The sequence below is a fragment of the Bacillus sp. TH13 genome, from assembly GCF_016651175.1.
Taxonomy (GTDB): domain Bacteria; phylum Bacillota; class Bacilli; order Bacillales; family Bacillaceae_G; genus Bacillus_A; species Bacillus_A thuringiensis_S.
The window spans coordinates 1,395,150-1,422,084 of the sequence record NZ_JAEKEJ010000025.1; the positions used below are offsets into that span (position 1 = coordinate 1,395,150).

The window sequence follows — 26,935 nt, forward strand, 5'->3', positions numbered from 1 at the left end:
GACTTCCTCTAAATCAATTGTGGCACTATTACTTATTAAAATGTAACCAAATTTCCTAATGCTTTTCTAATTAAATTGGCAATAATATAATAAATTGAATAACCCCATTTTCATGTTTTGCTCGAATTTCTCCTTTGTGCAATTCAACAATGCTTTTTGCAATTGCAAGCCCCAAACCTGAACCTTCTACAGCTCTACTTCTCGATTGATCTTTTTTATAAAAACGCTCAAACAAATTCTCTAATTCTTTTTTTGTAAATTCTTCACTATGATTCGCTATAGAAATTTTGATATGCTGCTCTTCTCTTTGAAGTAAAACCCGAATTTCTGCTTTATCTATACTGTATTTAATTGCATTTATTAAAAGATTTTCAAACACACGTACCATTTTTTCTGAGTCCACCACAGCATATATACGATCTTCCTGAAATTCTTTTACAAAAAAAAGATTATGCTCCTCCGCTTGTGGTACTAGCTCTTCTATTAATTGATCAAGTAGTTCATTTATACACACTTCTTGCGAATCTAACGCCATATTTTCATCTGTTAGTTTTGTATACTCAAACAAATCTTCTATTAACATCTTCAACTGCTCTGATTTTGAAAAGGCAATTTTTATATACTCATCATGCTGTTCTTTATTTTCATATTTCGCATCACCTAGTAAACGTAAATACCCCATAATAGAAGTAAGTGGTGTTCTTAAATCATGTGATACATTTGTAATCAATTCACTTTTTTGCTTCTCTATTTGTTTTTCCTTTTCTATATTAGCCAAGAGCTTTTCTGCCATTTGATTAATATTAGAAGTTAATAAACCTATTTCGTCTTGACCTGCCTGTTTGATTTTATATTGTAAATTACCTTTCGAAAATTCCCTTACTCCTTCTGCCATCGCTTCAATCTGATTCATTTTCCTTTTCGTTATATAAAAGAAAGATAGTATAAAAGTGATAAAACCTAGTAAAGATGGAAATGGACTGCTATCATTCACTATATACTTCACATTTCCTTGTGGTATACCACTTGCAATGATATACATATTTTCGGTATTAACAGTAACCGGATAAAAAGTTGTAAACTCCTTACGCTTTTGTTCAGTTCCATCTTGAATTAAATTTTGCGCCTCTACATATCGTACTTGATCCATTTTAAAATCCATCACATTACGCATCGTCTCATGAAGATTGATTTGTTCTTCCGGCGCTCCCTTTGTTTTATAAACGACTTTTCCATCCTCGTCTATTATTAAAATCTTTAGTTGATTTTGGTCATTCAATTGATCAAGCAGTTCTTGTATATTAATTTCCTTACCTTCCCCGGTCATACTTTCAACAAGCCTTTGTGTCTGTCCATCAATGGCTTCCATACCTGATGCATAATCAATGATAGAAATTTTATTCGCATCCTCAAAAAAAGAAGATGAAGACCATCCTACTAATACACCGAGTAACGTACAAAAAGTAAATGTAGCCATTAGCTGTATCCGTATGCTCTTTTCCAAATAACTCACTATTTTACCTGTCATTTTTTTTAAAACTTGATTCATCCATATTATCGGTTCAAATATCTTTCTCAATCTTGTAGCCAACTCCCCATACCGTTTTAATGTACCGAGGCTTCCTTGGAATCGCCTCTATCTTTTCACGTATTTTCCGAATATGTACCATCACAGTATTATCGGATTGGAAAGCTTGCTCTTTCCATACTCTTTCATAAATTTGTGCTGCATTTAATACCATTCCTTGATTTCGTACAAGCAATTCTAATACCTCAAACTCTCTCGGTGTCAATTTCACCTCTTCATTTGCAATAATGACCTGCCGTGTTACTATATTAACTTTCATATCTCCAATTTCTATTTCATTTTCATCTTGTACACTTGTCCCACTCATTTTCATATATCTCCGAAGTTGTGATTTAATACGAGCAATGAGTTCCAGTGGATTAAATGGTTTAGCTACGTAATCATCTGCCCCAGTTGTTAATCCTAAAATCTTATCCATATCTTGCGTTTTTGCCGACAGCATAATAATAGGCATTTCCGCTATTTCTCTCACTTTCATACACATATGAATACCATCTATCTTCGGCATCATAATATCAAGGACGATTAGATGCACGTCTCTTTTCTTTACTATTTCTAAACCCTCTTCACCATCTCCAGCTTGTAATACTTCATAACCTTCATTCTTTAAATAGATAGTGATAAGCTTTCTAATTTCCTTCTCATCGTCCACGATAAGTATCGTTCCTTTACTCACAAAATCTCCTCCAGCATCATTTACCAAACTATGAATGTTGCTTTATTTCACTCACTACGGCATTCTTCTTATGCATATACATATAAGAAATACTACAAACTACAATAACGATGCCACCAAAATATATACCGTACTCGGTCGCAAGGGTTACTATCACTTCTATATGCTTTCCAAATATTGAGCCTAGTACGAAATAAACTAACGTCCAGACAAAGCCTGTTACATATGAATAAACCGCATACGTTTTAAAAGACATGTTATTCATTCCTACTAAATACGGTACGATATGCCTCACAACAGGTATAAAATAACTTATAACTAATGCATAATGACCATATTTTGCTATCATCTCTTGCGATTTTAAAAGATACTTCGTCTTTTTCTTTTTCATCAATTTATTAAGTATTTTTATGCCAAAAATTTTCCCGAGTATATACCCTAAAGAAAGGCCGGATACAACGCCTAAATACGTTAGTAAAAAGGCGGGAATCAAATCCAATATACCCATCGATGATACTAATCCACCGCTCATTACAATCATTTCATCTGGAATTGGCATACCGATAATACCTAACCATAAACAGAAAAATAACGCCCAATAACCATACTGCTCAATGTATGACATTAATTCATTTAGCTCCATTATGCATATGCTCTCCTTGGCTCTTTTTTACAGCTAAAGACGTAAGCTGGCGGGAAATTGAACCACACTTTTTCTAGTGTAATTTCAGGGAAGAAATGCTGTATAAATCCTTTTTTCACAAGTGAATATTGAAATGTAATAAATTCTCCATTCTCATGTATCGTTTCCATTACACTGTTTAAAATGCGCTTTGAAACCTCTTCTGGTAAAGAAGTGAAAGGCAATCCTGATAAGATGTAATCAATACATTCTATATTCAATTGTTCCCTATACTTCTTTATATTTTCCGCTGAGCCATGTATAACAATCACATTCTGCTCATCTTTAAATTTTCTCTTTAACTCTTTGAAAAATACTTCATTAATTTCAATAAGAAGAAATAATGTCTCCTTCTTCTTTCTCTTCATAATTTCTTTCGTAAAAGCTCCTGTACCAGGCCCTAGCTCTACAATGCATTTCGCTCTATTAAAATCAATTACATCTACCATCTTCTTTGCTAATATTTTTGAACTTGGCGCAATTGCACCAGTATGTTTCGGATGTTTAATAAATTCGTGTAAGAATGTTATGAGTTGCATGTAACCTTCTCCCCATTCGTTCAATAGTTTTTAACTTGTTTCTAAGTATAACTATCGTTTCTTAATAAAAATTGAGGAAGTTTCTTAAGATTTTATGAAGATGAAGGAAATCTTCATCTTTACTATAAACAAACATAAAAAATTGAATTCCAAAGATAAGCGAATCAAACATATACAAATAAGTCAGCTTGTTTATTTACCATGAATGATCATGTTCCTACTCCGATTTTGTATAGCGAAGTTACTATTTTTATGTTAGAATCCTCTAAGATATTTGAAATTAGTATAGAAATCATTTTTGGAGGCTTTATGAATAATCAAAACGATAATAAATCAAATGCATTATTTGCAGCTATACAAATAGTGCTACCACTTTTATTACCTATTCTTGTCCCTACATTTTTAATAGTGGGAATGAAAAAGTGGATGCCCGATGAAGTTAAGTATCCAAGCATAATATCATTGTTCGCATTATGTATGGGATTTTTCATAGTAGGAATTCTCTTCTCTATTGTTTTACGTTTATGTAAATTATCTGAGGAAAAATTAAAGGAATTAGGATTTTTAGGATTTACACTTTCGGCTGTTAGCACATTTCTAAGTTTTTATGTAGGTTACTTTTGGTTGGCAGACCTTAACTTCACATCAGTTGAATTATCACCTCATGCCGTATTAATTTTCGCTATTCTATGTACCTTGCTATTGGAAGGTATTTTTAAAGTAATGGACATGTTTGATAGTTCGGACGAAAATAAAGCTCACGTATAGACAAAAAAGCATTCGACTAACATGTTAGTCGGATGCTTTTTTACTAAGATAAAACAACTCTTTCATTACTTCGCGCTCACAATCTTATAATAAGAGCGAACTGTTAAGAAGTAATATCCGATATAAATAACGCCGTATACTCCGATACTAATTAGAAGCGGAATCATAATTTCAAATGGTAGTATGTTCCCTAAACCTTTTAATGCAAACAAACTGTGTAGAATTCCGATTACTAGTGGAATTGCAAAGATAAAGCTCACTTGTTTTGCAATAGCTTTTTTCATTTCTTGTTTCGTTACACCGACTTTATGAAGGACAACGTAACGCTCACGATCTGCACTTGCTTCTGTTAGCTGTTTGAAGTAAATAATAGAACCTGTTGCTAGTAAGAATACAAGTCCTAAGAACATTCCGATGAACATCATTAGTCCAGTTGCTTCAAGTCCCATATGGAAACCAGTATAGAAGTCTCTAAATGGTGGTGCCATTTCTGATTCACTAGCTGGCATCACTTTTGTTAATTTTTCTGTTAATACTTTACTGTTTCTTTCATCTTTTACATCAATATTTTTTACAACACGTGTTCCAAATGCTTGCTTCGCCTGTTCATACATTTCATCTGAAACGACAACAACTAATTCACCTAAGTTCGTAATTGCATTATTATTTGCACCTTGGATCGTCAATGTCTTCGTTTCATTTCCAATTTGGAATACCGCTTTATTTCCTTTATATTCAGGGCTAAACTCATACCCTTCCATATAAGAACTATCATATATAAATGCTTCGCCAGTAGCTATATTCACTGTTTCCGCATCGATTTTTTTCGCAAGTTTGTTGAATTCAGATTGAGATATAAATTGATATTTCTCTGAGATACTGTAGTTCATATTAAAGATGAAATCGACTTTAGCTCCTTCAAACTTTCCTTTTACAGGAACCATCTCAACTTCAAATTGATCTTTTACAGGGTGATTCTCTTTCTCTTCAGCAAAAATCGCATTTACTTTCTTATCTAGTTCTGCATCTTTCTTCTCATAAGAGTAGCTGTATGGTGCAACTGCTTTTGATTGTGTAAATGTGTTGTAATACATCGTAACTGACGTACCAACCGCCGTTAATGTTACTGCACTTAAAATAGAAATTGTCGCAAGTGACTTTGCATTTCCTTTAATACGATATAGTAACTGTGACGTCGTTATCATATTCATACCGTTATAAAACGATGATTTATTATTTCTTGCACGTTTCAATACGAATACTGTAAAGAACATAAATAGTAAATACGTACCTAATACTGTCGCAAGTAATATATAAAGTGCGACTGCCATAAAGTTTGCATACATAACTGCCTTCATAAACATTAACGCTAAGAAATAACCTGAGCCGATTAAGAAAACTGAAATTAACGCCATAATTACGGATCCTTTTGGCATTGCTTCTCCTTCACGCTCTGCGCGGAAAAGTTCAATTAACTTAAAGCGATAAATTAAACGATACCCTTGAAGTGATGTATATAAAATAATCACAAAGAAAATAATTGCTGTATCAATAATCGCAGCCATCGGTACTTCAAAATGAACGTTTAAATTTAATCCCATCATATTTACTAATAACTCAAGGAATAATTTTGAAAGGACACTACCGATCGCAATCCCGATTACTAATGACATTAATCCCATTAACATATTTTCATAAAAGAGCATTTTACCAATTTGTCTTTTCCGAATACCTAGTAACGAATATAAGCCAACTTCTTTTTTACGTTTACGTGTAAAGAATCCGTTCGAATATATAATGAACACTGCTACGAAAATAATAAGCATCACACTTGAAACTTGGAACGCTCCACTAATCTTTTTAGAAGCTTCCGCTGCTTTTTCCATTTGTGAATTGTATTGCAGTGCTTTAAATGTAAAGTAAATTACAATACTAAATATCATTGATGCAAAATATACAAAGTAGTCTTTAAAGTTCCGCTGTATGTTGCGGAGGGCAATGCTAGATAAGGTCATCAGCCATACCTCCAGAAATAGAAGACATTACGTCAACGACTTTTTGGAAGAACTGTTTACGCGTTGATTCACCGCGGTGCAATTCTTTATATAGTTCACCATCTTTAATGAAAATAACTCGTTTACAATAACTCGCCGCAAATGCATCATGCGTTACCATTAAAATTGTTGAGTTATCATATTCATTTAATGACTTCATACTTTCAAGTAAATCTGTTGCAGATTTAGAATCAAGCGCTCCAGTTGGCTCGTCTCCGAAAATCATACTTGGATTCGTAACAATTGCACGTGATGCTGCGCAGCGCTGCTTCTGTCCACCCGACACTTGATATGGGAACTGACTTAAAATATGATCAATACCGAATTTCTTTGAGATTTCAAGAACGCGGCGATCAATCTCACTCGCTTTCACCTTTGATAACGCAAGTGGTAAAGCGATATTCTCTTTCACTGTTAACGTATCTAATAAATTATAATCTTGGAAAATGAAACCTAAATGATCGCGGCGGAATAACGCTAACTTATCATCATTCATCTTCACAATATCTTTTCCATCAATTAAAATTTCACCGTTCGTCGCATTATCAATTGTAGAAAGAACATTTAGTAAAGTCGTCTTACCAGAACCAGAAGGTCCCATAATTCCAACGAATTCACCTTCTTTTACTTGTAAGTTAATACCTTTTAACGCTGCAAATTTATTACCACCCGTGTCATACACTTTTTCGATATTTTTTGCTTCTAACACTGTTTTCATCTCGACATCCCTCATTTCTTCTATTCTCTATTTTCAACTATATACACTCTCTACTCTTGCCACTATCGATGTTTCTTACACAAACATGACAGTTATGTAAGGCACATAAGTAAAGACATCAAAAAGTTAACATAATGAATTAAAGTACTTTGCTACTATAACATTGGGATATCATACCATCCATTCATTCTCCTTACAGGAACATTACAATTTTGTAAGGTAAAAAATGCACCTACAAAGTTGTGCACGAAATGTCGGATGGGGTTATTTCGTTCCTGTTATTCTATGTACAGAGGAGGTCATAATATGGATTCACTTAAAAATATGAATACTGCAATGCACTATATTGAAGGTAACCTTACGAATGAAATTGATTTTAAAGAAGTTGCGAGGCTAGCTCTCTGTTCTGAGTATCACTTTAAAAGAATGTTTTCGTTTTTAGCAGGCATATCACTATCTGATTATATTCGCTGTAGACGTCTTACTCTCGCTGCCTTTGAACTAAAAAACAGCAATGTAAAAGTCATTGATGTCGCTATAAAATATGACTACAACTCACCAGATTCATTCGCTCGTGCATTTCAAAACTTGCACGGTATAACACCTTCAGAGGCCCGAAATAGTAGCCATTCTTTGAAGGCTTATTCACCAATGACCTTCCAGTTATCCATTCAAGGAGGAAATGAAATGAATTATCGAATTGAAGAAAAAGACCCCTTTCGAATTATAGGTATTACAAAACGAGTACCAATCGTTTTTAACGGTGTAAATGAAGAAATTGCTTCTATGTGGAAAAGTTTAAACCCAGAGTCTATTCAAACATTAAAGTCCCTTTCAAACATTGAACCTACTGGAATTATTAGTGCTTCCACTAATTTTTCTGAAGGAAGAATGGAGGAAAAAGGCGAACTCGATCACTATATTGGAGTAGCCACAACAAAGGATTGTCCAGAGCAATTCGCGCAACTTGAAGTCGCAGCTTCAACATGGGCTATATTTGAAGCTGTCGGTCCATTTCCTGATGCATTACAAAATGTATGGGGACGTATTTATTCTGAATGGTTCCCTTCTTCGAACTATGAACTAGCGGAAGGACCGGAGATATTGTGGAATGAACAGAAAGATATATCTTCTCCAAACTTTAAAAGTGAAATTTGGATACCGGTTTTGAAGAAGTGATAACAAAAGGAAAAGAGCTAAGCATTGTGCCTAGCTCTTTTTACATATTTGCTTACTCGTAAAAGTGTATATATTTCATCAGTTCTTCAATTCCTTTAAATTGGAGTAATAGTTGATTGTTCAAGTTTTCTAAAGCCAACTGAAAGGAACGTTCAATTTTTCCATAGTGTAATGTTTCTAAATCATCTAGCAAGCTTTTCATATTTTCTATATAATACACGGTTTTTCTCAAACTGCTTATAACCAGTATTTTACGCAGTTCAGATATTGGAAACATTCTATAACCGTTTTCTTTATTTCTTTCTGAGTGGACTAACCCTTCATGTTCCCAATGACGGATAGCCGAAGTATTTACGCCTGCTATGTTTGCAGCCTCTCCAATGCTCATGCGTTCATTTAACTCTACATTTTTATATTTAGTAAAATCAGCATTTCGAATCATGTTTAGTATTTCTTCTACTCGTTTTTTCTCCACCTGAATATTGAATTGCTGTTCATTAATTAACCAAAGTGCTTCTTCAAACTTTACGTTTTTAATCATCCTCATAACTTTATAAACAATAGGTATATCATATCCTTTTAATAATGCTCTAATGGTAATAAATGCTTGAAAGTGTATCGATGTATAAAACCGGTGATTACTTTCCGTTCTTGGCACAACAGGAATGAGATTTTGTTCTTCATATCTTCTCAAAGTTGTTGTGCTAACATTTAAGACATTCGCAATTTGTTTAGGACTATATGTCTTCATTTATTAACTCCTTTTTAAAGTAAAACCTTCAAGTGCTACATTAACATATTTCAAATAAAATCCTTATATATACGAGAAAAAAATCATAAATCCGGAAGATTGCATGAATGTTATATGATTTTAGTATAAACAATTTAGGAGTGATAGAAATGGAGAAAATCATAAAACTTACGGACGAATCAGTATTAAAGGTTGGTTTGGTTGGAAATCCAAAATTTAGAACAATCATGCTCCCAGTTGCTAAAGAATCTGTATATGGGCAAGATGCTGAAACTTTAAAGTTGTGGGGAGTAGATCCTGAATTTGGAAAACATTTTATTGATGGACTCATAGATAAGTTTCAGATTTTATATTTTGACTACGAAGGCCATCGTTTGCAACATCCAAATCCAGAGAATCTCACACCTGAAAATATAATAAAAGACCTATTAACAATTGCTGACGAAATGAATATTAATAAGTTTAGTTATTATGGTTACTCTTGGTTAGCTTTAGCCGGATTACAATTAGCCATTCGAACGGATAGATTAGACAGTATAATCATGGGCGGGTTTCCACCAATAGATGGTCCATATAAAGAAATGATGGTAGTAACAAATAAAACATACGAGCAAGCTGTGAATAATCACAATTCTCCTGTTATTGATCAAGCACATATTAATCCTGAAAAAATTGATTGGGATAACATACAGATAAAGATCGACATGAGTCAAACTAAACAGTTTGTTACAATGTACGAGAATTTGATGGAGTTTGATGATCAAGACATCCAACATAAACTAATCATTCCGAGATTAGCGTTTTCTGGGGAAAAAGACACTATTGTTTACGTTGAAAATTTTGGCAATGTAGTAGTTGATATTATTGGTATACTTCAAAAAAACAAACAAAAGTTAGAACATCTTGGATGGGATATAGAAATCTTAAGAGGAAATGATATGGATCACACTAAAGCTATGCAACCTATAACAGTTCTGTCATTGATAAAGCCTTGGTTAATTAAAAATTTGAATATAACTTATTAAATATAGTAATTTGAATAACCTAAAAACAAAGCTGCTCTTCCCTAAAAGGAAAAGCAGCTTTATTTACATTTTCAACTCTTCTTTATAAATACTATATGACTTTATTGTTGATACGATAATGCATATTAATATGATTCCAATCCCTATAAAAATATTAAATGGATCTGGAAGCAAAGCCCCGGCATATATACAAAGTGAACCTATTACAAATACCCTCGAAGCAAATCTATGTGTTTTCCTCCAAACTACAGGATTTTCTAATGTCCAGTCCATTCGAATGCCTACTAACCCGTTTGGCTTCGTTTGTTGCATGTAATTACCTAGTACAAGAAACAATGTTCCAAGTCCAAAATTAAATGCAATTGAGCCCGATGCAATATAATTAGACGCTGCTAATAGCGCAAATAAGTTACAACCGAATCCTATTAAAAGAATTGCATAATGGACTGCGGAAAGGACTTTAGCATGCTGTTTATACTTATCTTTCGTTACGTCAATATACCCAAGAGCTAGCCATATCAAATACAGCAACATCATGCTACCTATTGAAACAGAACTTGCTTCTACTTTAGAAAAATATCCATCTACTACTCCTGCCGCATTATAATGACGTGGAATTTGTTCTGGTAAATGTGGCCATACAATATACCATCCAATTACAATGCCAATAATTAAACTCCATGGTAATACGTGTCTTTTCATCCTCTCTCCCCCATAATTTTTTATTAAGCCCCTATTTCTTTTTTATAAGCAATATATGAATATCCCATCGTGAGCCCTACTGCACCGATAATAATTCCACCCATTACGAAAGATTTCCACGTTACTGGTGCAAAAACACTTAGAATCATAATAATTCCTAATACAACAAACACCTTTCCGCTAAAGCGATGCGTCTTTCTCCATACTTCTTCGTTACTTAACGTCCACGGTGTTTTTATACCTACAAAATAATTTGGTTTACATTGTGGTAAATAGTTTCCGATGACTATAAATAAAATACCAACTAATAATTCAGGCACGCGATTAATGAATAAATTGTATCCTAATCCACTTGTGATAATATCTATATTTCCTACAAATAGTAGCAGTAGTATCCCGTTATTTATCATCATAAAAGCTTTAGAAAACTTCTCGTAGTTTGCTTTCTTTGGATCAATCTTTGGTAACAGGTTGAGAAAAATATATAAAACAATCATAATTCCAACCATAGAAAGCATTCCATACAATTTAGAAGAATACCCATCTACCTTACCACCGCTCCAATGCGTTGCAATTGTATCCGGCAAATGTGGCCAAGCAAACGCCCAAGCTAAACAAATTATAACGATTAATAAGATTGCAAAAAGATGTTTTTTCATTTCCCCTCTTCCCCCTTATTCGTAAATGTAAACACCCAAGTCAACAAATCTTGAAAGACCGTTGTGTTTAAAGAGTACACAACGAATTGCCCTTTCTTTTCATCTTGAATAAGTTCAGCATTTTTAAGTGCGTTTAAGTGGTGTGAAATACTTGGTTTTGTCATATTGAAATGTTCAGCAATCTCACCAGCGGTTAGATCACCTTCTTTTAATAAGTCTAAAATTTTTCGCCTTGTTGGATCTGCTAATGCTTTGAATGCTTGATTCAATGTCTTTCTTCCTTTCGATAATTAGACATTTAGATATTTATCTAAATATTAAACCGATTACCGTTATTTGTCAATTGTATCCAGCGCCCTTTTTACTTTTCTCACTTTTAACCTATACTGTTTACTAGCTTATCTTTCAACATAATGAAAAGACTTGAAACACATGATACACTATAGCTACAATTGTTTTTCTGAGGAGGAATATACATATGTATAAAATTTTAATCGTTGAAGACGATCCAAATATTTCATCATTACTGCAATCTCACATTCAGAAGTACGGTTATGAGGCTGTGGTAGCGGAGAATTTCGATGATATTATGGAATCGTTTAACGCAGTGAAACCCCATCTTGTTTTACTTGATGTAAACTTACCGAAATTCGATGGTTTCTACTGGTGCCGTCAAATTCGTCATGAATCTACTTGTCCAATTATTTTCATTTCAGCGCGTGCTGGTGAGATGGAACAAATTATGGCAATTGAAAGCGGTGCGGATGATTACATTACAAAACCATTCCACTACGACGTTGTGATGGCGAAAATTAAAGGACAATTACGCCGTATTTACGGTGATTATGCACCAAATATTTCAGAACGTATCGTTGAAGTAGAAGGATTAAAACTATTCCCTGAACGTCCAGAAATTCATTTTGGATCTGAACAAGTTCTTTTAACAAAGAAAGAGGCAATTTTAGCAGAAATGTTATTATCTAAATTTCCTCGTACAGCGAGCCGTGAAGATTTATTAGCTGCGCTTTGGGATGACGAAAGTTTCGTTGAGGAAAATACATTAAACGTAAACATTACACGTCTTCGTAAAAAGTTTAATGAGCTTGGCATTGAGAACTCTATTGAAACAGTACGTGGACTTGGATATCGCTTTAACGCAACTTGGAGTGAATAAGCATGAAGTTATTTTTACGTGATCATTTTGCATTTTTCCTACTGTACGTATTAAACTTCGGTATCATTTTCGTTCTTTATGATGCAGTAGATGGATTTCAAAATAATAAATTTTACTTCGTCGTTTTAAGCCTATACTTATTTATTTGTTTCCTCGCTTACCGTTACGTTCGCAATCGTAGAATGTACCATAGATTAAGTGAGCAACCAGAAAAAATGGAAGATGCATTTATTGAAAGAGCAACTGCTCCGATGCCTCACGGTGTCAATGAACTCGTGCGTACGCAGTACCGCCTCTTCCAAAAAGAACTACAATCGTATGAAGTAAAACAACAAGAACATCAATTATTTATTAACCATTGGGTACATCAAATGAAGACACCTGTTTCTGTTATGCAGCTTATGGTGCTAGAAATGGAAGACGAGCATTTAATTCCAAAGTTTAAAAAAGAATTAGAGCGTCTAAACCAAGGGCTTGATATGGCTTTATACATGGCTAGGTTAAATAACTTCCATGAAGATTTCCATGTTGAGACAATTTCATTAAAAGATACGGTAACAAAAAATATTAACGGATTAAAAGAACTATTCATTCGTAATGGTGTCTTCCCTGTTTTAGAAGTCCATTCTGATTTAAAAGTTGCTTCTGATGCGAAATGGCTAAAATTTATCATCTATCAGTTAATGACAAATGCAGTTCGTTACTCTGGTGAACGCGGAAAGAAAGTATTCTTATCTGCTTATCGAAACGGAAAAGATATTATTTTAGAAGTTCGTGATGAAGGTGTTGGTATTCCGCAAGAAGATATTCGAAGAGTATTTGAACCATTTTACACTGGGAAAAACGGTCGCGCATTCGGAGAATCTACTGGTATGGGCCTTTATATTGTAAGTAAAATTTGTGATTATTTAGGTCACTCTGTCAAACTAGATTCTGAAGTTGGTAAAGGAACGACGATTAAAATCATCTTCCACAACGCTGCAAATAATCAAGCAGAACATACGGAGAAGGTGACCGAAGCATGATCGTAACATATGCAAGCAAAATGTATGAGAACTCACTCTCATACATTTTTTGCAATACAACTACTTCTATATCTTCTAGCCGGAGGTATAATCTATGACATTTTGGAAATTTGCATTTAAAAACGTCACGCGCAACTCAAGAGCTTATTTTGCTTACTTTGTAAGTAGCTCCTTTTCCATTGCTGTGTTCTTTTCGTTTGCTGTTTACTTATTCCATCCGAAATTACAAAACTTTGACATGACTTCTGAAATTTCAGGATTAATGATATTTTCAGAAGTAGTAATTGTATTTTTCTCTTTCTTCTTTTTACTATATTCCATTGGTACTTTTTTAAAAGTTAGAAAAAAACAATTTGGTGTTTTGACCATTTTAGGAATATCGAGAAAACAATTACATCGTCTTGTTTTTATGGAGAATATGTTAATCGGGATTTTATCTATATTTTTCGGCATGCAGTTTGGAGTTGTTTTTTCTCAATTTTTCTTATTAGTAACATCCAAACTTACGCATGTTCCAGGAATATATTTATACGGTCCTACTAACGCGTTTATTTTAACAACCATTGTTTTCCTTAGTCTTTTTATCATTGTATCTGCATTCACACCAATGCTTATTCGTACAAAAAAAGCGGTACACCTTTTAAAAACAAATGGTGGAAAACAAAAAGAAAGAAAACCATCCATACTTGTTTCATTATTTGGTGCGATTTGTTTATTTGGTGGTTATGCGTTAGCTGGAAATCCTAAATATTTCGTATCAGTAAGCCCGCAAATCGGTGTTATATATATGGTTTCAAGTATTTTCGTTATCCCAATGCTTGTTACAATCGGAACATATTTCTTCTTTTCACAAATTAGTTTCTTACTGATTTATATTTTAAAGAAAAGAAGGAAGTTTTATATGAAACGGATTAATATGCTTTGGATTTCGGATTTAGCGAGCCGTATTCGAACGAATATTAATATGCTTTTTATTGTAGCAATGCTATCTACAATTGCTTTCACAATGATTACGTTTCTATATGGATTCGGGAAATTTATTAAGCTAGAAGTTAATAGAACTTCTCCTTTTCCAATTTCTTATTTTTCTTATGATGCGAACCCTTTTGTTACAGAGCATTTAAATTGGCTTGAGCAACAATTACAAAAAGAGCATTTCCCTTATCAAAAAATAAAAGCTGATATATATGAAACACCACTAAAAGAAGATAAAGATATAGCTATTTATAATGACGTATACGCAATTAAGCAAAGTGACTATAACAAACTTGCAGATTCTTTACGAATGAAACAACTATTTATGGATAATAACGAAGCATATGTGCTAACAGGGACATCTTATATCACCATATTCAACGAATTTGAGCAAAGCTACAAAAGAGATTACATTACACTCTCTAGTACAAATACGAAATTACGAGTAAAAGGCTATGAGCATGTAAACGCAATCCCATCTGACTTTTCATATCAAACGATAGTGTTGCCTGATATTATCGTAAATAACTTACCTAACACCGTAAAACATATATCAGCATACAATTACAAAATTCAAAACTGGGAACAGACATATGAAATTGCTGATAATTTTATAGAAAAAGTGCAAAAAGATCGAAATAAATCCCAGTATGAAGGACCCCTTATTCGTTCCTTTGAATCAGCAGGTTCGTTATACAAAATAACATCAGGCAGTGCTGCATTTTTCCTAATTGGGACATTTTTAGGAGTTATTTTCTTCATTGGAGCTGGTAGCGTTCTTTACTTTAGAATGTATACGGATTTGACGAACGAACAAGAGAAATATATAACGATTTCTAAAATCGGTGTAACAGATACAGAGATGAAACGATCTGCAACCATTCAACTTAGTATTTTATTTTTCATTCCGTACATTATGGCATCCATTCATACAATGTTCGCAACAAAAATGCTACAAGATGTAATTGGTTTATCTCTGTTCAAAGAAGTTTCAGCCGTTCTTATTATTTTTGGATTCGTTGAAATCGTATTTTTCTTATTCATTCGTTCACTTTATATGCAAAAATTATCACAGTATACGAATGGTTAACATATTAAAAAAGTTATCACATGAGAAGGTGGGATCTCATCCCTCCTTTTTCATGCTCATCCCAATAGGAGGTTCAGGTGAATGACATTTTGGCAGTTTGCCTTTAAAAACGTGACGCGGAACGCCAGAGCTTATTTTGCCTATTTTGTAAGCAGTGCGTTCTCCATTGCAATCTTTTTCTCATTTGCAGTTTATTTATTCCATCCGAAATTGCATATGACAGACGTGAATTATGCTCTGAACATATTAATGACAATTTCAGAAGTTGTCATTGTGTTCTTTTCATTTTTCTTTTTACTGTATTCAATCGGGACGTTTTTAAAAGTACGAAAAAAACAGTTCGGGATTTTAACAGTACTTGGCATATCTCAAAAACAATTAAAACGACTCATATTTATAGAAAATATGTTAATTGGTGCTCTTTCTATATTTTTTGGTATTCAACTTGGAGTTGTCTTTTCACAGTTCTTTTTATTAGTTACCGCCAAAATTACACACGTACCTGGTTTATATTTATATCCGCCTACAAGTGCTATCGTTTTAACTATCATCATCTTTCTTGGGCTCTTCATTCTCGTATCATCTTTTACACCGATGCTCATTCGTACGAGAAAAGCCGTACGTCTTTTAAAAGAAGGAACAAAACAAAAAGAAAGAAAAGCATCCGTTCTCATCTCTCTATTTGGTGCGACCTGTTTAATATGTGGATATGCGTTAGCCGCAAATCCACTGTATTTTATGTCGCTTGGTGACATAATTGGGCTTTTATATGCCGTCTCTAGTATATTTGTCATCCCATCGCTTATTGCAGCTGGAACATACTTTTTCTTTTCACAAATTAGTTTTTTACTTCTTCGTATTTTAAAAATGCGAAGAACGTTTTATATGAAACGAATTAATATGCTTTGGATTTCTGATCTAGCATCACGTATTCGTACGAATATTAATATGCTCTTTATTGTGGCGATGCTATCGACGCTCGCTTTTACAATGATTACATTCTTATATGGATTCGGGAAATTTACAAAGTTTGATGCGATTAGACAAAACCCTTTCCCGTTTACTTATTTATCGCATACTGAAAATACGTTAGCTGATGAACATTTAAACTGGTTAGAGCAGAAATTTAATGAAGAGCACTTTACTTATACAAAATTTAAAACAGATATATATGAAGTATCTTCAGCTGAAGATAACACGCAGCTCTATTATGCCATTAAACAAAGTGACTATAATGTACTTGCTAAGGCTTTAAATTGGGAAACGCTCACGGTAAATAAGAATGAATCTTATATTCTTATGAAAGACTTAGATGATCAAGTTATTGGAACGCTTCATAATAAAGAACAGAAAAATACACTTACACTTACTCAAAACAATTTACAACTACAAGTGAAAGAATACAAAAGCTATAGCCCATTCCCAAACAGCTTAATATACCAATTACTCATACTATCTGATGAAAATGTAGAAGCCTTATCCACCGTTTCCAAACAAATGAGTGTATATAACTTCAAAGTTACAGATTGGGAAAAAGCACATAATATCGGTTCATCGTTTATCACAAAAATTGACACCGATAATGCAGCAATTCAAGCAGAGCATCCACCTTTCCATGCAAGTGAAGCGAGCGATTCTCTATATAAGACAAAACTAAATGTCGCTTCGTTCTTCTTAATTGGTACTTTCCTAGGAGTTATTTTCTTTATCGGTGCTGGCAGTGTTCTTTACTTCCGGATGTATACAGATTTAACAAGTGAGCAAGAAAAATATATAACGATTACAAAAATAGGCTTAACTGAGACTGAAATGAAACGTTCAGCGACAATTCAGCTTGCGATTCTTTTCTTCGTACCTTACATTATGGCATCAATCCATACGATGTTTGCGACAAAGATGCTACAAGAAATATTACATCTCTCGTTCTTCGCTGAAATTACAGTCGTACTGTTGATTTTTGGAACAGTTGAAATTTTATTTTTCCTTTTAATTCGTTCCTTTTATATGCAAAAATTATCACAACACATTAAGTTTTAGAGAATAGAAAGGTGATTATTATGGAAGAAGTATTACACATAAAAAACGTCTCAAAAGTGTATGAGGGAAAAGTACCTCATACCGCTTTAAAAAATATAAATTTACACGTAGATAAAGGTGAATTTGTTGCTATCATGGGGCCATCTGGTAGCGGTAAATCTACGTTTTTAAACGTTATTTCTACAATTGATTCCCCTACTTCTGGTGATGTCGTGATTAACGGAAAAAAACCGCACACATTTCGTAGAGAGAAGTTAGCCATTTTCCGTCGCCAAGAGTTAGGATTTGTTTTCCAAAATTTTAATCTACTAGATACACTAACAATTGGTGAAAATATCGTACTGCCTTTAACGTTAGATAATGTTCCGTTAAAAGAAATGGACGAAAAGCTTGATAACATTTCAAAAAAGCTTGGAATCGATCATATTTTGGACAAACGTATTTTTGAAGTTTCTGGAGGACAAGCACAGCGTACTGCAGTTGCACGTGCTGTTATCCATCACCCCTCACTTCTACTTGCTGATGAACCAACAGGGAACTTAGATTCAAAAGCGGCAATTGACGTAATGGAGCTATTTACGAAATTAAATAAAGAAGAAGATGCAACGATTTTAATGGTTACGCACGATCCGTTTGCCGCAAGTTATTGTAACCGCGTCATTTTCATTAAAGATGGCGAACTTTACAACGAACTGCACCGCGGGCTATATCGCGAGAAATTTTATCAGGAAATATTAGATGTTCTAGCGTTATTAGGAGGAAGACGTGGATGACATTTTGGCAATTTGCATTTAAAAATGTCTCGCGTAATTCTAAAGCATATTTCGCTTATTTTGTAAGTAGTGCTTTTTCTATCATGGTTTTCTTTTCATTTACTGTATACGCGTATCACCCGCGGTTACAAAGTGTACAAAGTTTCCAAGAACGTGATCCTCTAATGAACTTAGCTAGTACAGCACAGCTTGTGATTGTTATGTTCTCGTTCTTCTTTCTCTTATATTCAATTGGAACATTTTTAAATGTACGGAAGCAACAATTCGGGATACTCACCATTCTCGGTATCTCACAGAGACAATTAAAAAGACTGTTATTTACTGAAAATATGATAATCGGGATATTGTCTATCTTTATCGGCATTCAAGGTGGCCTTGTATTTTCTAACTTTTTCTTATTAGTCACTTCGAAATTAACAAATGCCAAAGGTCTCTATTTATATTGGCCAACAGAAGCGATTATCGTTACAACCGTAACGTTTATCATTTTATTTTTAATCGTTTCTACGTTTACACCAATGTTTATTCGTACTCGAAAAACAGCCCACCTCATTAAAGGGAACAAGAAAATGCCAGCTGAAAAAAGACCATCTATACTCATCTCTTTATTCGCTTTAATTTGTTTAGGGCTATGCTATTATATCGCTGGTTATCCACGAGGCTACGTAACGGAAAAAAATGTGCAAAATGGATCTGTCTTTTTTATTATGTTATCTATTTTACCGCTCGTAGTAGTCGGGACATATTTATTCTTTTCACAAACATTTCTTCTTTTTATCTATATTTTAAAGAAGCGTAGAAAGTTTTATTTGAAACAAATAAATATGTTATGGATTTCGGACTTAGTTGCTCGTACCCGTAGTAATATTAACGTACTCTTTATCGTTTCTATGCTATCTGCACTTGCATTTACAATTATTATTGGGTTATTCGCCGCTAATAACAATACGAAGGCATCAGTACTAGAGCGATATCCCGTCCCCTTCACTTATACATCAGAAGGTGACAATTCCCTTGAACAAAAGCATATTTCTACAATTGAAACGGAGCTTACAACTAGTAATTTTCAGTACAAAAAATATAAGTTTACAGTCTTAAAAGATACAGCTTCAAAAGAAGATATTATGCTTATGAAGATGAGCGATTATAACGCAATCGCCCAACAATTGAAAAGACCGGAAATAACAATCGATTCTACAGAAGTGTATATTATTTCTCGCCACTCACCAGAACTTCTCGATCTCGTATCTAATCCATTTGCAAAGCAAAATACGATTACACTCGGATCTAATAAAAAAGAATTTCATATTAAAGGGTTTATTAATAAGGGAATAGAACCATCCTTTGCATTCCCACATTTAGCTGTCGTACAAGATTATGTATTTGATAATATGATTCCTCATATTGAAACAACCGTAATCTATAACTACTTCGTAGAAAACTGGGAAAATGCAATAGTTCCAACCAGAAATATGTTACGCGTTATTAGTGGTGATGCACGTGAGTTCTACGAAAAGCATACAGAAGAGAAAGCTCAAGTTCCTTTCTTCATACATACGGCTACGGATGAACTCATTTACGGTAAAGGAAATGCAGTTGCTCAATTCTTTATTTGGGCATTTCTTGGTTTTATCTTCTTTATCGGTGCGGCTAGTGTCTTATATTTCCGTATGTATAATGACTTAACAACTGAAAGACAAAAGTATATTACGATTACAAAGCTTGGCTTAACTGAATTAGAAATGTTTCGCTCTGCAACCATTCAATTAGGAATTTTATTTTTTGTTCCTTACATCGTTGCTGGTGTTCACACGTTATTTGCGGTTAAGTTTTTACAAAGCATGTTTTCTTTCTCCTTACTAAAAGAGACATGTATCGTACTCACCTTTTTCGGGATTATCGAGATTATTTTCTTCTTCTTAATCCGTTCTCTGTACATTAATAAATTATCACAGCATATAAAAATATGAATAAAATGGCCTTGTGCGTATTGCACAAGGCCATTTTCAATAGTTTTTAATAATTAGCAGCAATATCCACCATAGCCGCCGCCGTAACCGCCATAACCACCATAGCCACAACCGCCGCCTCCGCCGAAGCAGCTAGCACCGATGATAATTAATAAAATAAACAATACGATTAGAAGCGCAAAACCGCCTCCGCATCCACGTCTACGGTCGCAATCATCATGTCTGTGTTCACACTTTTCGCTCATTACCCTATTCCTCCTTTAGTATCATTCATAACAAGTTCCTCTTGTTCTAAATGAGGGGATTCCATTTATATTATGTTTTCAGGGCGAATAGGAAGCTTGGCTTACCTAAAAACGGGCTTGTTTTAGAAATTGGGCTTAATCAAAAAAAAAGATACCTATTTAGGTATCTTTTAAAGAAACATATTTAACAAAAGGGCAAAACCGAATGCAATAAATGATAACAATGTCTCCAGCACCGTCCACGTTTTAAACGTTTCCTTCACCGTCAAACCTAAATACTCTTTTACAAGCCAGAAACCAGCATCATTTACGTGAGAAAACATTAACGAACCTGCACCGGTTGCAATAACGAGAAGCTCTAAATTCACACCAGACATGTGCTGAATAACTGGTGAAACAATCCCTGCCGCTGTCGTTAATGCTACTGTAGCTGAACCTGTTGCAATTCGAATTAATCCAGCTACCATGAAAGCTAATACAATTGGTGATAACGATATATGTTCTGCCATTTGTGCAATAGCTGTTCCAACGCCGCTTTCAATTAATATTTGTTTAAATCCACCGCCTGCACCAATTATTAAAATAATAGAACCGACAGGCAATAAACTTTCATCTGTTAATTTTTTAATCATCTTTTTATTAATACCTTGTTTGATACCGAGTAAGTAAAATGCTGCGAAACATGAAATAAGTAAGGCGATTACTGGACTTCCTATAAACACAAAAAATTCAGTCAACTTTTTCGGTAATGAAATATATGGTGCAACTACTGATAAAATCATCAATACAACTGGTAATAAAATAATAAAGAATGAAACTTTACGACTTGGCAAATCAGTTGATACTGTCGTAACTCGAACAAGCTCCGGTTCATTTTCAGGTATAACCCTCTTATGTACCCACTTTGCAAATATTGGGCCTGCTATAATAGCCGTTGGTAATGCGATAAGTAATGAATATAAAAGCACCTTTCCTAAGTTCGCGTTATAAATACCAATTGCAGTCATGGCCCCTGGATGCGGAGGTACTAGCCCATGTACGATAGATAATCCCGCAATAACAGGTAAAGCAATTAATAATATGTTTTGCTTCGTTGTTTTTCGAATTGAAATAACAAGTGGTAATAAAATGACAATCCCTACTTCAAAAAAGACGGGAATCCCTATAACAAAACCTGCAAATAACATAGCCCAAGGTAATTTTTTTACGCCGAAAAATCGAATAAAGAAATCTGCAACTTGCATGCCTGCCCCTGAATCAGACATCATTTTCCCTAAGATAGTTCCAAGTGCCAAAATACCAACTAAATGCCCTAGTACACTACCAACACCAGTTTCATAGGCAGTCACTATTTTCGTTAAATTCAGTCCAGACATAATAGCTAAAAATAAACTCGCAACTGTTAAACTAATAAATGCATGCCATTTCCACCATGATACCCCTAAAATAACAATTGCGATTGCAAGTAACGTGACGATTAATAAGTATATATCCATCTCTCATTCCCCTTACTTTTACCCCTTATTTGTGGACAGTAAACACCTTATTGGTGCGGGATTAAAGTTTCACTTTATAAAAAAAGAGAGCGAATACCCTCCTTTTATACGTCATAATTCACTACATAATGCTGCATTTCTGTATTGTAGTAGCCTTCGCTATATTCAATTACTTCGCCAACTTCATCGTAAGAATAGCGCATACGCTTTAATAACGCTGTCCCCTCTTTTTCGCCTAACGCTTCTGCAACAAAACTAGGCGCGAGTCCAACTGCGAATTCATCTCTGAAGTTTTCTAAATGTATACCTCGGTCCTCAACTAAATCGTAAAGCGATTGTAAATCAAAGTCCGATAAATCTGTACTTGCCATGTGTGCTGAGAAATAGTGCGTATAATGAATGTACGGTGCATCATTTAACGTATATAAACGTTCGATACGAAAACTCTCCTTACCGAATAATCGAAATGGTACCGTTCCTTCTTCATTATGAACGATTTCTGCTTTCAGCAATTTCTTCTGTACTTTATATCCTTCTTCCACTAACACTTCTGTAAATTTCTTACCCTTTGACAACTTTGTCGCAGAAGTATTACGGATGACTTTCGTTCCTTTACCACTTTTCTTTTCCAAGTATCCTTCTTGAGCGAGCTCTTTAATGGCATTTCGTACTGTAATCTTACTAACTTTGAACTCTTCCTCTAATTGCGGTTCTGAAGGAATATTCGTATGAATCGCATATACACCATGCAATATTCGATCACGAATAATATTTTTTATTTGTAAATATAATGGTCCTTTTTTTCTCGTTACGTTCACTGTTACACCCACTACCTTTCTACATCACCTACTGATGCCGTCATTGTCCGAAGTATATCTTTCTCTGATGACATTGGCGTATCACCGACGATTGTATGTGCTAGCATTCCAGCTGCTGACGCAAATGAAACAGCTTTCTCTGGTGCGAACTCTTTTATCTCGCCATGAATAATTCCGCTCGTATAAGCATCTCCAGCACCTATTCTATCATATACAGAAAACGTAAGTGTTTTTGCAAAAGTGAACGCACCATCTTTACATATAAACCCGCGAAGCGAATGTGTATTATCACTGTTAATAGAGCGATGAGTACCAGCGATTGTAGCGATATGATACGTTTCAGCTACCTTTGGAATAAGATCAACAAGTTGCGCCTCTCGCTCCGTTTCTTCGGTTTTCATTCCTAAAACAAACATTGCATCTTTTTCGTTCATCATAACGATATCAGCAAGTCCCAGCATTTCTTCATAATGCGGTTTCGCCTGCTCATATCCGTCTTCTCCCCAAAGAGATGGACGATAATTGCAATCAAAAACGACGGTTCCTCCGTTTTCTTTAACTGCTCTCGCTAAAGACTTCATATGATGGCGCACCGTATCATTCATCGCAAGTGTAATACCGCAAAAATGAACGATATCAATTTCCTTAGCAATTTCTTCAAATTGGTACATCTCTTCAGACGCCGTATTGAAGCTACTTTCTAATCGATTCGAATACGTAACGCGGCTTGCACGTGCACCGAATCCATTTTCTAAAAAATACATACCTACATATTTACCGCCTCTTGAAACAAGAGACGTTTGAATCCCTAACTTTTGAATGTAAGATAAAGCTGCATCTCCGACCGAATTTTCCGGTAAAGTTGAAATAAGAAGCCCTTCATGCCCTAAGTGAGAAAGTGCCGCTGCAACGTTCACACCTGTACCTGAAAATGAGTAATTTAACGTGTTAGCTTGCGACAACAATTCATATCCAGGTACTTGCAGGCGCATCATTACTTCGCCGAATGCTGCAATTTTCTTACGCATATTGATCAACTAGCTTCTTCACTACCGCTAATAACTCACGAACATCTTCTGTTTTCGTATTACCAGTTTCTTTATCAATAATAGAAGAGTACACGTGCGGGATAACTTGCTCTACATTTGCCTCTAATGCGATACGTACAATTGTTTCAAAGTTTTCTTTATCAATTCCGCCTGTTGGCTCTAATGCAAAGCCTTCTTCCGCACATGCTTTCGCAACTGCGCGATATTCTTCTTCATGCGCTAATCCTTTCATTGGGAAGTATTTCAATGAATTTCCGCCCATATCACGTACAAGTGCGATTGCTGTTTTAATTGGAACGATTGCTTTTTCTTCTCCAGCTGCACTAATTGGACCAGTAGAAATATTTACGTACCCTACTTTTCCTGTTGGTGATACTAAACTATTAATCCAGCTATCTTTTCCGCCAAGGTTTGCACGTGTCGCTCCAACTGAAGGGAACACTTGGTTAATATGACTACCAGGATAATGCTTCGCAATTTCAGCTACAACTGCCGCTTGACGATTATCTCCTGCTCCTAGTCCGATTGATACAGCGTCATCAATTTCTTTTCCGTATGCTTTCATTGCAGTTACTGCTTCTTCTACTGTTGGATAGTCTTTTGATAACACTCCCACTACTACATAACCTTCTGCCGCTTCAAAAATGTCTTTTGCATTTCGGATATTGTTTGCTAATACATTTAATGCTACACGGCCTTTATAAAAACGTTTTTGAATGTTTGTCATTTTAGTTTCCCCCTACGATTTCTCTCATTTTTTCTTCAATTACATGTATGTCATCACCTTGAAGTGGACGTGGGTCAATGTCAAAGAATCCTTGTCTTACTCCATAATCACGTGTGTAAATTGCGATTTCCCCTTCGCGTAATGCTGTTACAACGTCTTTTGCTGATTTATTTAACTCTTTCTCGTTAATATGAATACGCGCTCTAAAGATTGCTCTTCCTGCTTCATCTTGAACGATCGTTACATTTACACCATTTAATTCTTTTAGCGGCATAAGTACTTGTAATAACTCTTTTTCTTGCTGGCTCTCATCTTCTTTTACTCCGTACTCATCAAGCGCTTGAAGTAAACCGAAAGTCGTTTCTTTCCCAACTTTCATACTTCTTCCAATGCAATGTAATTGCACTTTCAGCCACTCGATATATTTTCGTTTACCGCCAACAATACCAGAAGTAGGTCCTTCAATTGCCTTTGAACCGCTATAAATGGCAAGGTCTGAATACTTTACATACTTTTGAATATCCTCTTCAGCTGCCGCATCGACGATAAGTGGTACGTTATTTCGCTGCGCAACTTCCCATGCTTCTTCAACAGAAATCATATTTTTTTGCACGGCATGATGGGATTTCACATATAGAATCGCTGCTGTATTTTCACCAATCGCATCTTCAATATGCTCTACTTTCCCTTCATTTGCGTAACCCACTTCAACAAGCTTACCGCCGCCTAAATAAATCATCGTTTCAACAGGAGCACCATATTGAACGTTATGACCTTTTAACATAATCACTTCGTTTTTCGCGATGACTTCTTGATGAAGTCTTTCACTTTTACGACGGTTTCCTTCTGTAACGATACCAGCGATAGAAAGTGCAATTCCGCTCGATGCTGAATTTACAACGACCGCTGCCTCTGAATCTAGAATTCTCGCAATATGGTCTCCCGCTTTATCTACTAAATCAGCAATTTCCACATAATTTTGTCCACCATATTTCATCGCATCCATAACTGTATCTGTAGGAGCGGATACACCTAAAATACTCATTCTACCGCTCGCATTAATCACTCTTTTTAATCCGTACTTAGCATTCAATGAATGACCCATTGATTACAACCCCTTTCGTATCAATTCTTCTTTCAGCAATGCGCTGATCCCCTTCTGAATCAATTAACGTAACCTTCTCATCTTTCACCGTAAATAAAGTTAAGTTTGCAATATCGCCTTCTTGAATACGGCCAAGCTCTGGTTTTTTCAGCCACTCTGCCGCATGTTTCGTCACCGCATCAATTACTTCTTCTAGCGGATACCCTAAGTAAAGGAATTTCGAAAGAACGTGAGCCATACTATACACTGGACCGTGTATACGATTCTTCCGGTAAATGTCTGTACTAATTGTATTAAAGGCAATACCGTGACGCTTCGCCGCTTCTGCTACTTTAAAAGAAAAACTAGCATTACCGTGACCAACATCTAAATGAACACCGCGCTTCACTGCATCTAATAACACAGATAGCGGTTTGCCTTCTTCATCAAATAAATTATTTTCTTTCCCGTTTAAATAATGTGTAATGACATCATCTTTTTCTAAAAGAGGTACAACTTCCTCTATGCGAGGAGGTGCTGAACCGATATGTACCATAATTGGTAATGATGTTTTATGGGATAAAGAGCGTGCAACATGAAGCGGTTCAATTCCACTATCACAAACGACACTTTTACTCATTCTCGCCTTTAACCCAACGATTACATCTTTATACTTTTCTACTGCTTCTATTACTTTCTCTTTATCTATCCATTCCATTTTGGATAATTCATCAATTCGTTTCAAACCGATGCGAGAAATATTTAAAAAGGCAAATAAATTCGTTTTTGCCTGCTCTCTACTTTGTACTAAATCTGCAATGCGATCAGCACCGCAACTACCCGCATCAACAATCGTCGTTACCCCTTGCTTAACGCCAATTTCATCCACCTCATCGCCATACGGATCAAATTCTGGAAAAGCGTGAACGTGCAAATCAATCCAGCCACTCGATACGTAAGTACCAGAGTAATCAAGAACCTTTCCACCTTCGCCAGCACCAGCTTTCGTCACTTGTGCGATTTTATTATTTTCAATTACAATGTCAATCTCTTCCCCGTTCACACGTTTTACATTACGTAGTACGAATCGTTCTGTCATTGTATTTCCACCCTTTTCTATAAGAAGCCATA

General features: G+C 35.0%; 26 protein-coding genes. 9 read left to right on the forward strand and 17 right to left on the reverse strand.

Annotation, left to right across the window (positions count from 1 at the left end; translation table 11 throughout):
- Positions 1-70: 70 nt before the first annotated feature.
- The 4 genes from JFU02_RS15525 to JFU02_RS15540 are packed head-to-tail and all read right to left on the reverse strand — an operon-like array spanning position 71 to position 3,485.
- Positions 71-1,579, reverse strand: a complete 1,509-nt coding sequence (locus JFU02_RS15525; RefSeq protein ID WP_061667104.1) for a sensor histidine kinase — start codon at positions 1,577-1,579, stop codon at positions 71-73.
- Positions 1,563-2,264, reverse strand: coding sequence for a response regulator transcription factor (locus JFU02_RS15530; RefSeq protein WP_000033682.1), 702 nt, complete (start codon positions 2,262-2,264; stop codon positions 1,563-1,565). The genes JFU02_RS15525 and JFU02_RS15530 overlap by 17 nt, the downstream gene beginning before the upstream one ends.
- A gap of 28 nt (positions 2,265-2,292) precedes the next feature.
- On the reverse strand, positions 2,293-2,907 hold the full coding sequence (locus JFU02_RS15535) for a DedA family protein (protein ID WP_000422375.1): 615 nt from the start codon (positions 2,905-2,907) through the stop codon (positions 2,293-2,295).
- The gene (locus tag JFU02_RS15540) at positions 2,907-3,485 is read right to left on the reverse strand and encodes a class I SAM-dependent methyltransferase (RefSeq protein WP_001176072.1); all 579 of its coding nucleotides are present in this window, start codon (positions 3,483-3,485) and stop codon (positions 2,907-2,909) included. The genes JFU02_RS15535 and JFU02_RS15540 overlap by 1 nt, the downstream gene beginning before the upstream one ends.
- A 309-nt stretch (positions 3,486-3,794) precedes the next feature.
- On the opposite strand from JFU02_RS15540, the gene JFU02_RS15545 reads away from it, so the two are divergent.
- A complete protein-coding gene (locus tag JFU02_RS15545; RefSeq protein WP_001064712.1) occupies positions 3,795-4,253 on the forward strand; it encodes a hypothetical protein in 459 nt (152 codons plus the stop codon).
- A gap of 65 nt (positions 4,254-4,318) precedes the next feature.
- Here the strand turns inward: JFU02_RS15545 and JFU02_RS15550 are convergent, their stop codons facing one another.
- Both JFU02_RS15550 and JFU02_RS15555 read right to left on the reverse strand, forming a co-directional pair.
- The gene (locus JFU02_RS15550; protein WP_061667103.1) at positions 4,319-6,268 is read right to left on the reverse strand and encodes an ABC transporter permease; all 1,950 of its coding nucleotides are present in this window, start codon (positions 6,266-6,268) and stop codon (positions 4,319-4,321) included.
- A complete protein-coding gene (locus tag JFU02_RS15555) occupies positions 6,255-7,025 on the reverse strand; it encodes an ABC transporter ATP-binding protein (RefSeq protein WP_000859656.1) in 771 nt (256 codons plus the stop codon). Before JFU02_RS15555 ends, JFU02_RS15550 begins: the two co-directional genes overlap by 14 nt.
- A gap of 306 nt (positions 7,026-7,331) precedes the next feature.
- Here JFU02_RS15555 and JFU02_RS15560 point away from each other — a divergent pair, with 306 nt between their 5' ends.
- Positions 7,332-8,204, forward strand: a complete 873-nt coding sequence (locus JFU02_RS15560; protein ID WP_201071252.1) for an AraC family transcriptional regulator — start codon at positions 7,332-7,334, stop codon at positions 8,202-8,204.
- 52 nt (positions 8,205-8,256) lie between these two features.
- Here the strand turns inward: JFU02_RS15560 and JFU02_RS15565 are convergent, their stop codons facing one another.
- Complete coding sequence (locus JFU02_RS15565; RefSeq protein ID WP_061667101.1) at positions 8,257-8,955, reverse strand: MerR family DNA-binding transcriptional regulator; 699 nt, start codon at positions 8,953-8,955, stop codon at positions 8,257-8,259.
- Positions 8,956-9,104: 149 nt separating this feature from the next.
- Between JFU02_RS15565 and JFU02_RS15570 the strand changes: the two genes are divergently transcribed.
- Positions 9,105-9,980 carry an alpha/beta fold hydrolase gene (locus tag JFU02_RS15570; protein WP_201071254.1) on the forward strand — a complete coding sequence of 292 codons (876 nt, stop codon included), beginning with the start codon at positions 9,105-9,107 and terminating at the stop codon, positions 9,978-9,980.
- A gap of 63 nt (positions 9,981-10,043) precedes the next feature.
- Here the strand turns inward: JFU02_RS15570 and JFU02_RS15575 are convergent, their stop codons facing one another.
- The 3 genes from JFU02_RS15575 to JFU02_RS15585 are packed head-to-tail and all read right to left on the reverse strand — an operon-like array spanning position 10,044 to position 11,610.
- Entirely contained in the window at positions 10,044-10,682 is a 639-nt protein-coding gene (locus JFU02_RS15575; RefSeq protein WP_000820679.1) for an SdpI family protein, read from the reverse strand.
- Positions 10,683-10,705: 23 nt separating this feature from the next.
- Complete coding sequence (locus tag JFU02_RS15580) at positions 10,706-11,341, reverse strand: SdpI family protein (RefSeq protein WP_061667100.1); 636 nt, start codon at positions 11,339-11,341, stop codon at positions 10,706-10,708.
- The gene (locus JFU02_RS15585; RefSeq protein WP_001070526.1) at positions 11,338-11,610 is read right to left on the reverse strand and encodes an autorepressor SdpR family transcription factor; all 273 of its coding nucleotides are present in this window, start codon (positions 11,608-11,610) and stop codon (positions 11,338-11,340) included. Before JFU02_RS15585 ends, JFU02_RS15580 begins: the two co-directional genes overlap by 4 nt.
- Before the next feature lie 209 nt (positions 11,611-11,819).
- On the opposite strand from JFU02_RS15585, the gene JFU02_RS15590 reads away from it, so the two are divergent.
- From JFU02_RS15590 to JFU02_RS15615, 6 genes are all read left to right on the forward strand, one after another.
- Complete coding sequence (locus JFU02_RS15590) at positions 11,820-12,515, forward strand: response regulator transcription factor (RefSeq protein WP_000276738.1); 696 nt, start codon at positions 11,820-11,822, stop codon at positions 12,513-12,515.
- 2 nt (positions 12,516-12,517) lie between these two features.
- Positions 12,518-13,540 (forward strand): sensor histidine kinase, encoded by a 1,023-nt coding sequence (locus JFU02_RS15595; protein WP_000765341.1) that lies wholly within the window; start codon positions 12,518-12,520, stop codon positions 13,538-13,540.
- Between the two features lie 94 nt (positions 13,541-13,634).
- Entirely contained in the window at positions 13,635-15,605 is a 1,971-nt protein-coding gene (locus JFU02_RS15600) for an ABC transporter permease (protein WP_201071258.1), read from the forward strand.
- Positions 15,606-15,686: 81 nt separating this feature from the next.
- Entirely contained in the window at positions 15,687-17,642 is a 1,956-nt protein-coding gene (locus tag JFU02_RS15605) for an FtsX-like permease family protein (protein WP_061667099.1), read from the forward strand.
- Between the two features lie 20 nt (positions 17,643-17,662).
- Positions 17,663-18,415, forward strand: a complete 753-nt coding sequence (locus tag JFU02_RS15610) for an ABC transporter ATP-binding protein (protein ID WP_000393250.1) — start codon at positions 17,663-17,665, stop codon at positions 18,413-18,415.
- Positions 18,412-20,385, forward strand: a complete 1,974-nt coding sequence (locus JFU02_RS15615) for an FtsX-like permease family protein (RefSeq protein ID WP_000144948.1) — start codon at positions 18,412-18,414, stop codon at positions 20,383-20,385. The genes JFU02_RS15610 and JFU02_RS15615 overlap by 4 nt, the downstream gene beginning before the upstream one ends.
- Positions 20,386-20,438: 53 nt before the next feature.
- Here JFU02_RS15615 and JFU02_RS15620 read toward each other — a convergent pair whose 3' ends face one another.
- From JFU02_RS15620 to JFU02_RS15650, 7 genes are all read right to left on the reverse strand, one after another.
- Positions 20,439-20,630 (reverse strand): YjcZ family sporulation protein, encoded by a 192-nt coding sequence (locus tag JFU02_RS15620; RefSeq protein WP_001290387.1) that lies wholly within the window; start codon positions 20,628-20,630, stop codon positions 20,439-20,441.
- Positions 20,631-20,800: 170 nt separating this feature from the next.
- Positions 20,801-22,126, reverse strand: coding sequence for a gluconate permease GntP (gene gntP, locus JFU02_RS15625; protein WP_061667098.1), 1,326 nt, complete (start codon positions 22,124-22,126; stop codon positions 20,801-20,803).
- Between the two features lie 104 nt (positions 22,127-22,230).
- The gene (locus JFU02_RS15630; RefSeq protein WP_000539264.1) at positions 22,231-22,956 is read right to left on the reverse strand and encodes a GntR family transcriptional regulator; all 726 of its coding nucleotides are present in this window, start codon (positions 22,954-22,956) and stop codon (positions 22,231-22,233) included.
- On the reverse strand, positions 22,956-23,972 hold the full coding sequence (locus JFU02_RS15635; RefSeq protein ID WP_001227502.1) for a sugar kinase: 1,017 nt from the start codon (positions 23,970-23,972) through the stop codon (positions 22,956-22,958). The genes JFU02_RS15630 and JFU02_RS15635 overlap by 1 nt, the downstream gene beginning before the upstream one ends.
- The gene (gene dagF / locus JFU02_RS15640) at positions 23,965-24,720 is read right to left on the reverse strand and encodes a 2-dehydro-3-deoxy-phosphogluconate aldolase (protein WP_000181936.1); all 756 of its coding nucleotides are present in this window, start codon (positions 24,718-24,720) and stop codon (positions 23,965-23,967) included. The genes JFU02_RS15635 and dagF overlap by 8 nt, the downstream gene beginning before the upstream one ends.
- A gap of 1 nt (position 24,721) precedes the next feature.
- Positions 24,722-25,825: a DgaE family pyridoxal phosphate-dependent ammonia lyase gene (locus JFU02_RS15645; protein WP_000510123.1), complete on the reverse strand. Its 1,104-nt coding sequence runs from the start codon at positions 25,823-25,825 to the stop codon at positions 24,722-24,724.
- Positions 25,803-26,903: an amidohydrolase/deacetylase family metallohydrolase gene (locus JFU02_RS15650; RefSeq protein WP_000139963.1), complete on the reverse strand. Its 1,101-nt coding sequence runs from the start codon at positions 26,901-26,903 to the stop codon at positions 25,803-25,805. The genes JFU02_RS15645 and JFU02_RS15650 overlap by 23 nt, the downstream gene beginning before the upstream one ends.
- Between the last annotated feature and the right edge of the window lie 32 nt (positions 26,904-26,935).

What these genes read in the sequence shown, in the direction of transcription:
- JFU02_RS15535 (WP_000422375.1), bottom strand. Translation starts at nt 2,907, where the DNA reads ATGGAGCTAAATGAATTAATGTCATACATTGAGCAGTATGGTTATTGG.
- JFU02_RS15540 (WP_001176072.1), bottom strand. Translation starts at nt 3,485, where the DNA reads ATGCAACTCATAACATTCTTACACGAATTTATTAAACATCCGAAACAT.
- JFU02_RS15545 (WP_001064712.1), top strand. Translation starts at nt 3,795, where the DNA reads ATGAATAATCAAAACGATAATAAATCAAATGCATTATTTGCAGCTATA.
- JFU02_RS15550 (WP_061667103.1), bottom strand. Translation starts at nt 6,268, where the DNA reads ATGACCTTATCTAGCATTGCCCTCCGCAACATACAGCGGAACTTTAAA.
- JFU02_RS15555 (WP_000859656.1), bottom strand. Translation starts at nt 7,025, where the DNA reads ATGAAAACAGTGTTAGAAGCAAAAAATATCGAAAAAGTGTATGACACG.
- JFU02_RS15560 (WP_201071252.1), top strand. Translation starts at nt 7,332, where the DNA reads ATGGATTCACTTAAAAATATGAATACTGCAATGCACTATATTGAAGGT.
- JFU02_RS15565 (WP_061667101.1), bottom strand. Translation starts at nt 8,955, where the DNA reads ATGAAGACATATAGTCCTAAACAAATTGCGAATGTCTTAAATGTTAGC.
- JFU02_RS15570 (WP_201071254.1), top strand. Translation starts at nt 9,105, where the DNA reads ATGGAGAAAATCATAAAACTTACGGACGAATCAGTATTAAAGGTTGGT.
- JFU02_RS15575 (WP_000820679.1), bottom strand. Translation starts at nt 10,682, where the DNA reads ATGAAAAGACACGTATTACCATGGAGTTTAATTATTGGCATTGTAATT.
- JFU02_RS15580 (WP_061667100.1), bottom strand. Translation starts at nt 11,341, where the DNA reads ATGAAAAAACATCTTTTTGCAATCTTATTAATCGTTATAATTTGTTTA.
- JFU02_RS15590 (WP_000276738.1), top strand. Translation starts at nt 11,820, where the DNA reads ATGTATAAAATTTTAATCGTTGAAGACGATCCAAATATTTCATCATTA.
- JFU02_RS15595 (WP_000765341.1), top strand. Translation starts at nt 12,518, where the DNA reads ATGAAGTTATTTTTACGTGATCATTTTGCATTTTTCCTACTGTACGTA.
- JFU02_RS15600 (WP_201071258.1), top strand. Translation starts at nt 13,635, where the DNA reads ATGACATTTTGGAAATTTGCATTTAAAAACGTCACGCGCAACTCAAGA.
- JFU02_RS15605 (WP_061667099.1), top strand. Translation starts at nt 15,687, where the DNA reads ATGACATTTTGGCAGTTTGCCTTTAAAAACGTGACGCGGAACGCCAGA.
- JFU02_RS15610 (WP_000393250.1), top strand. Translation starts at nt 17,663, where the DNA reads ATGGAAGAAGTATTACACATAAAAAACGTCTCAAAAGTGTATGAGGGA.
- JFU02_RS15615 (WP_000144948.1), top strand. Translation starts at nt 18,412, where the DNA reads ATGACATTTTGGCAATTTGCATTTAAAAATGTCTCGCGTAATTCTAAA.
- JFU02_RS15620 (WP_001290387.1), bottom strand. Translation starts at nt 20,630, where the DNA reads ATGAGCGAAAAGTGTGAACACAGACATGATGATTGCGACCGTAGACGT.
- gntP (WP_061667098.1), bottom strand. Translation starts at nt 22,126, where the DNA reads ATGGATATATACTTATTAATCGTCACGTTACTTGCAATCGCAATTGTT.
- JFU02_RS15635 (WP_001227502.1), bottom strand. Translation starts at nt 23,972, where the DNA reads ATGCGTAAGAAAATTGCAGCATTCGGCGAAGTAATGATGCGCCTGCAA.
- dagF (WP_000181936.1), bottom strand. Translation starts at nt 24,720, where the DNA reads ATGACAAACATTCAAAAACGTTTTTATAAAGGCCGTGTAGCATTAAAT.
- JFU02_RS15645 (WP_000510123.1), bottom strand. Translation starts at nt 25,825, where the DNA reads ATGGGTCATTCATTGAATGCTAAGTACGGATTAAAAAGAGTGATTAAT.
- JFU02_RS15650 (WP_000139963.1), bottom strand. Translation starts at nt 26,903, where the DNA reads ATGACAGAACGATTCGTACTACGTAATGTAAAACGTGTGAACGGGGAA.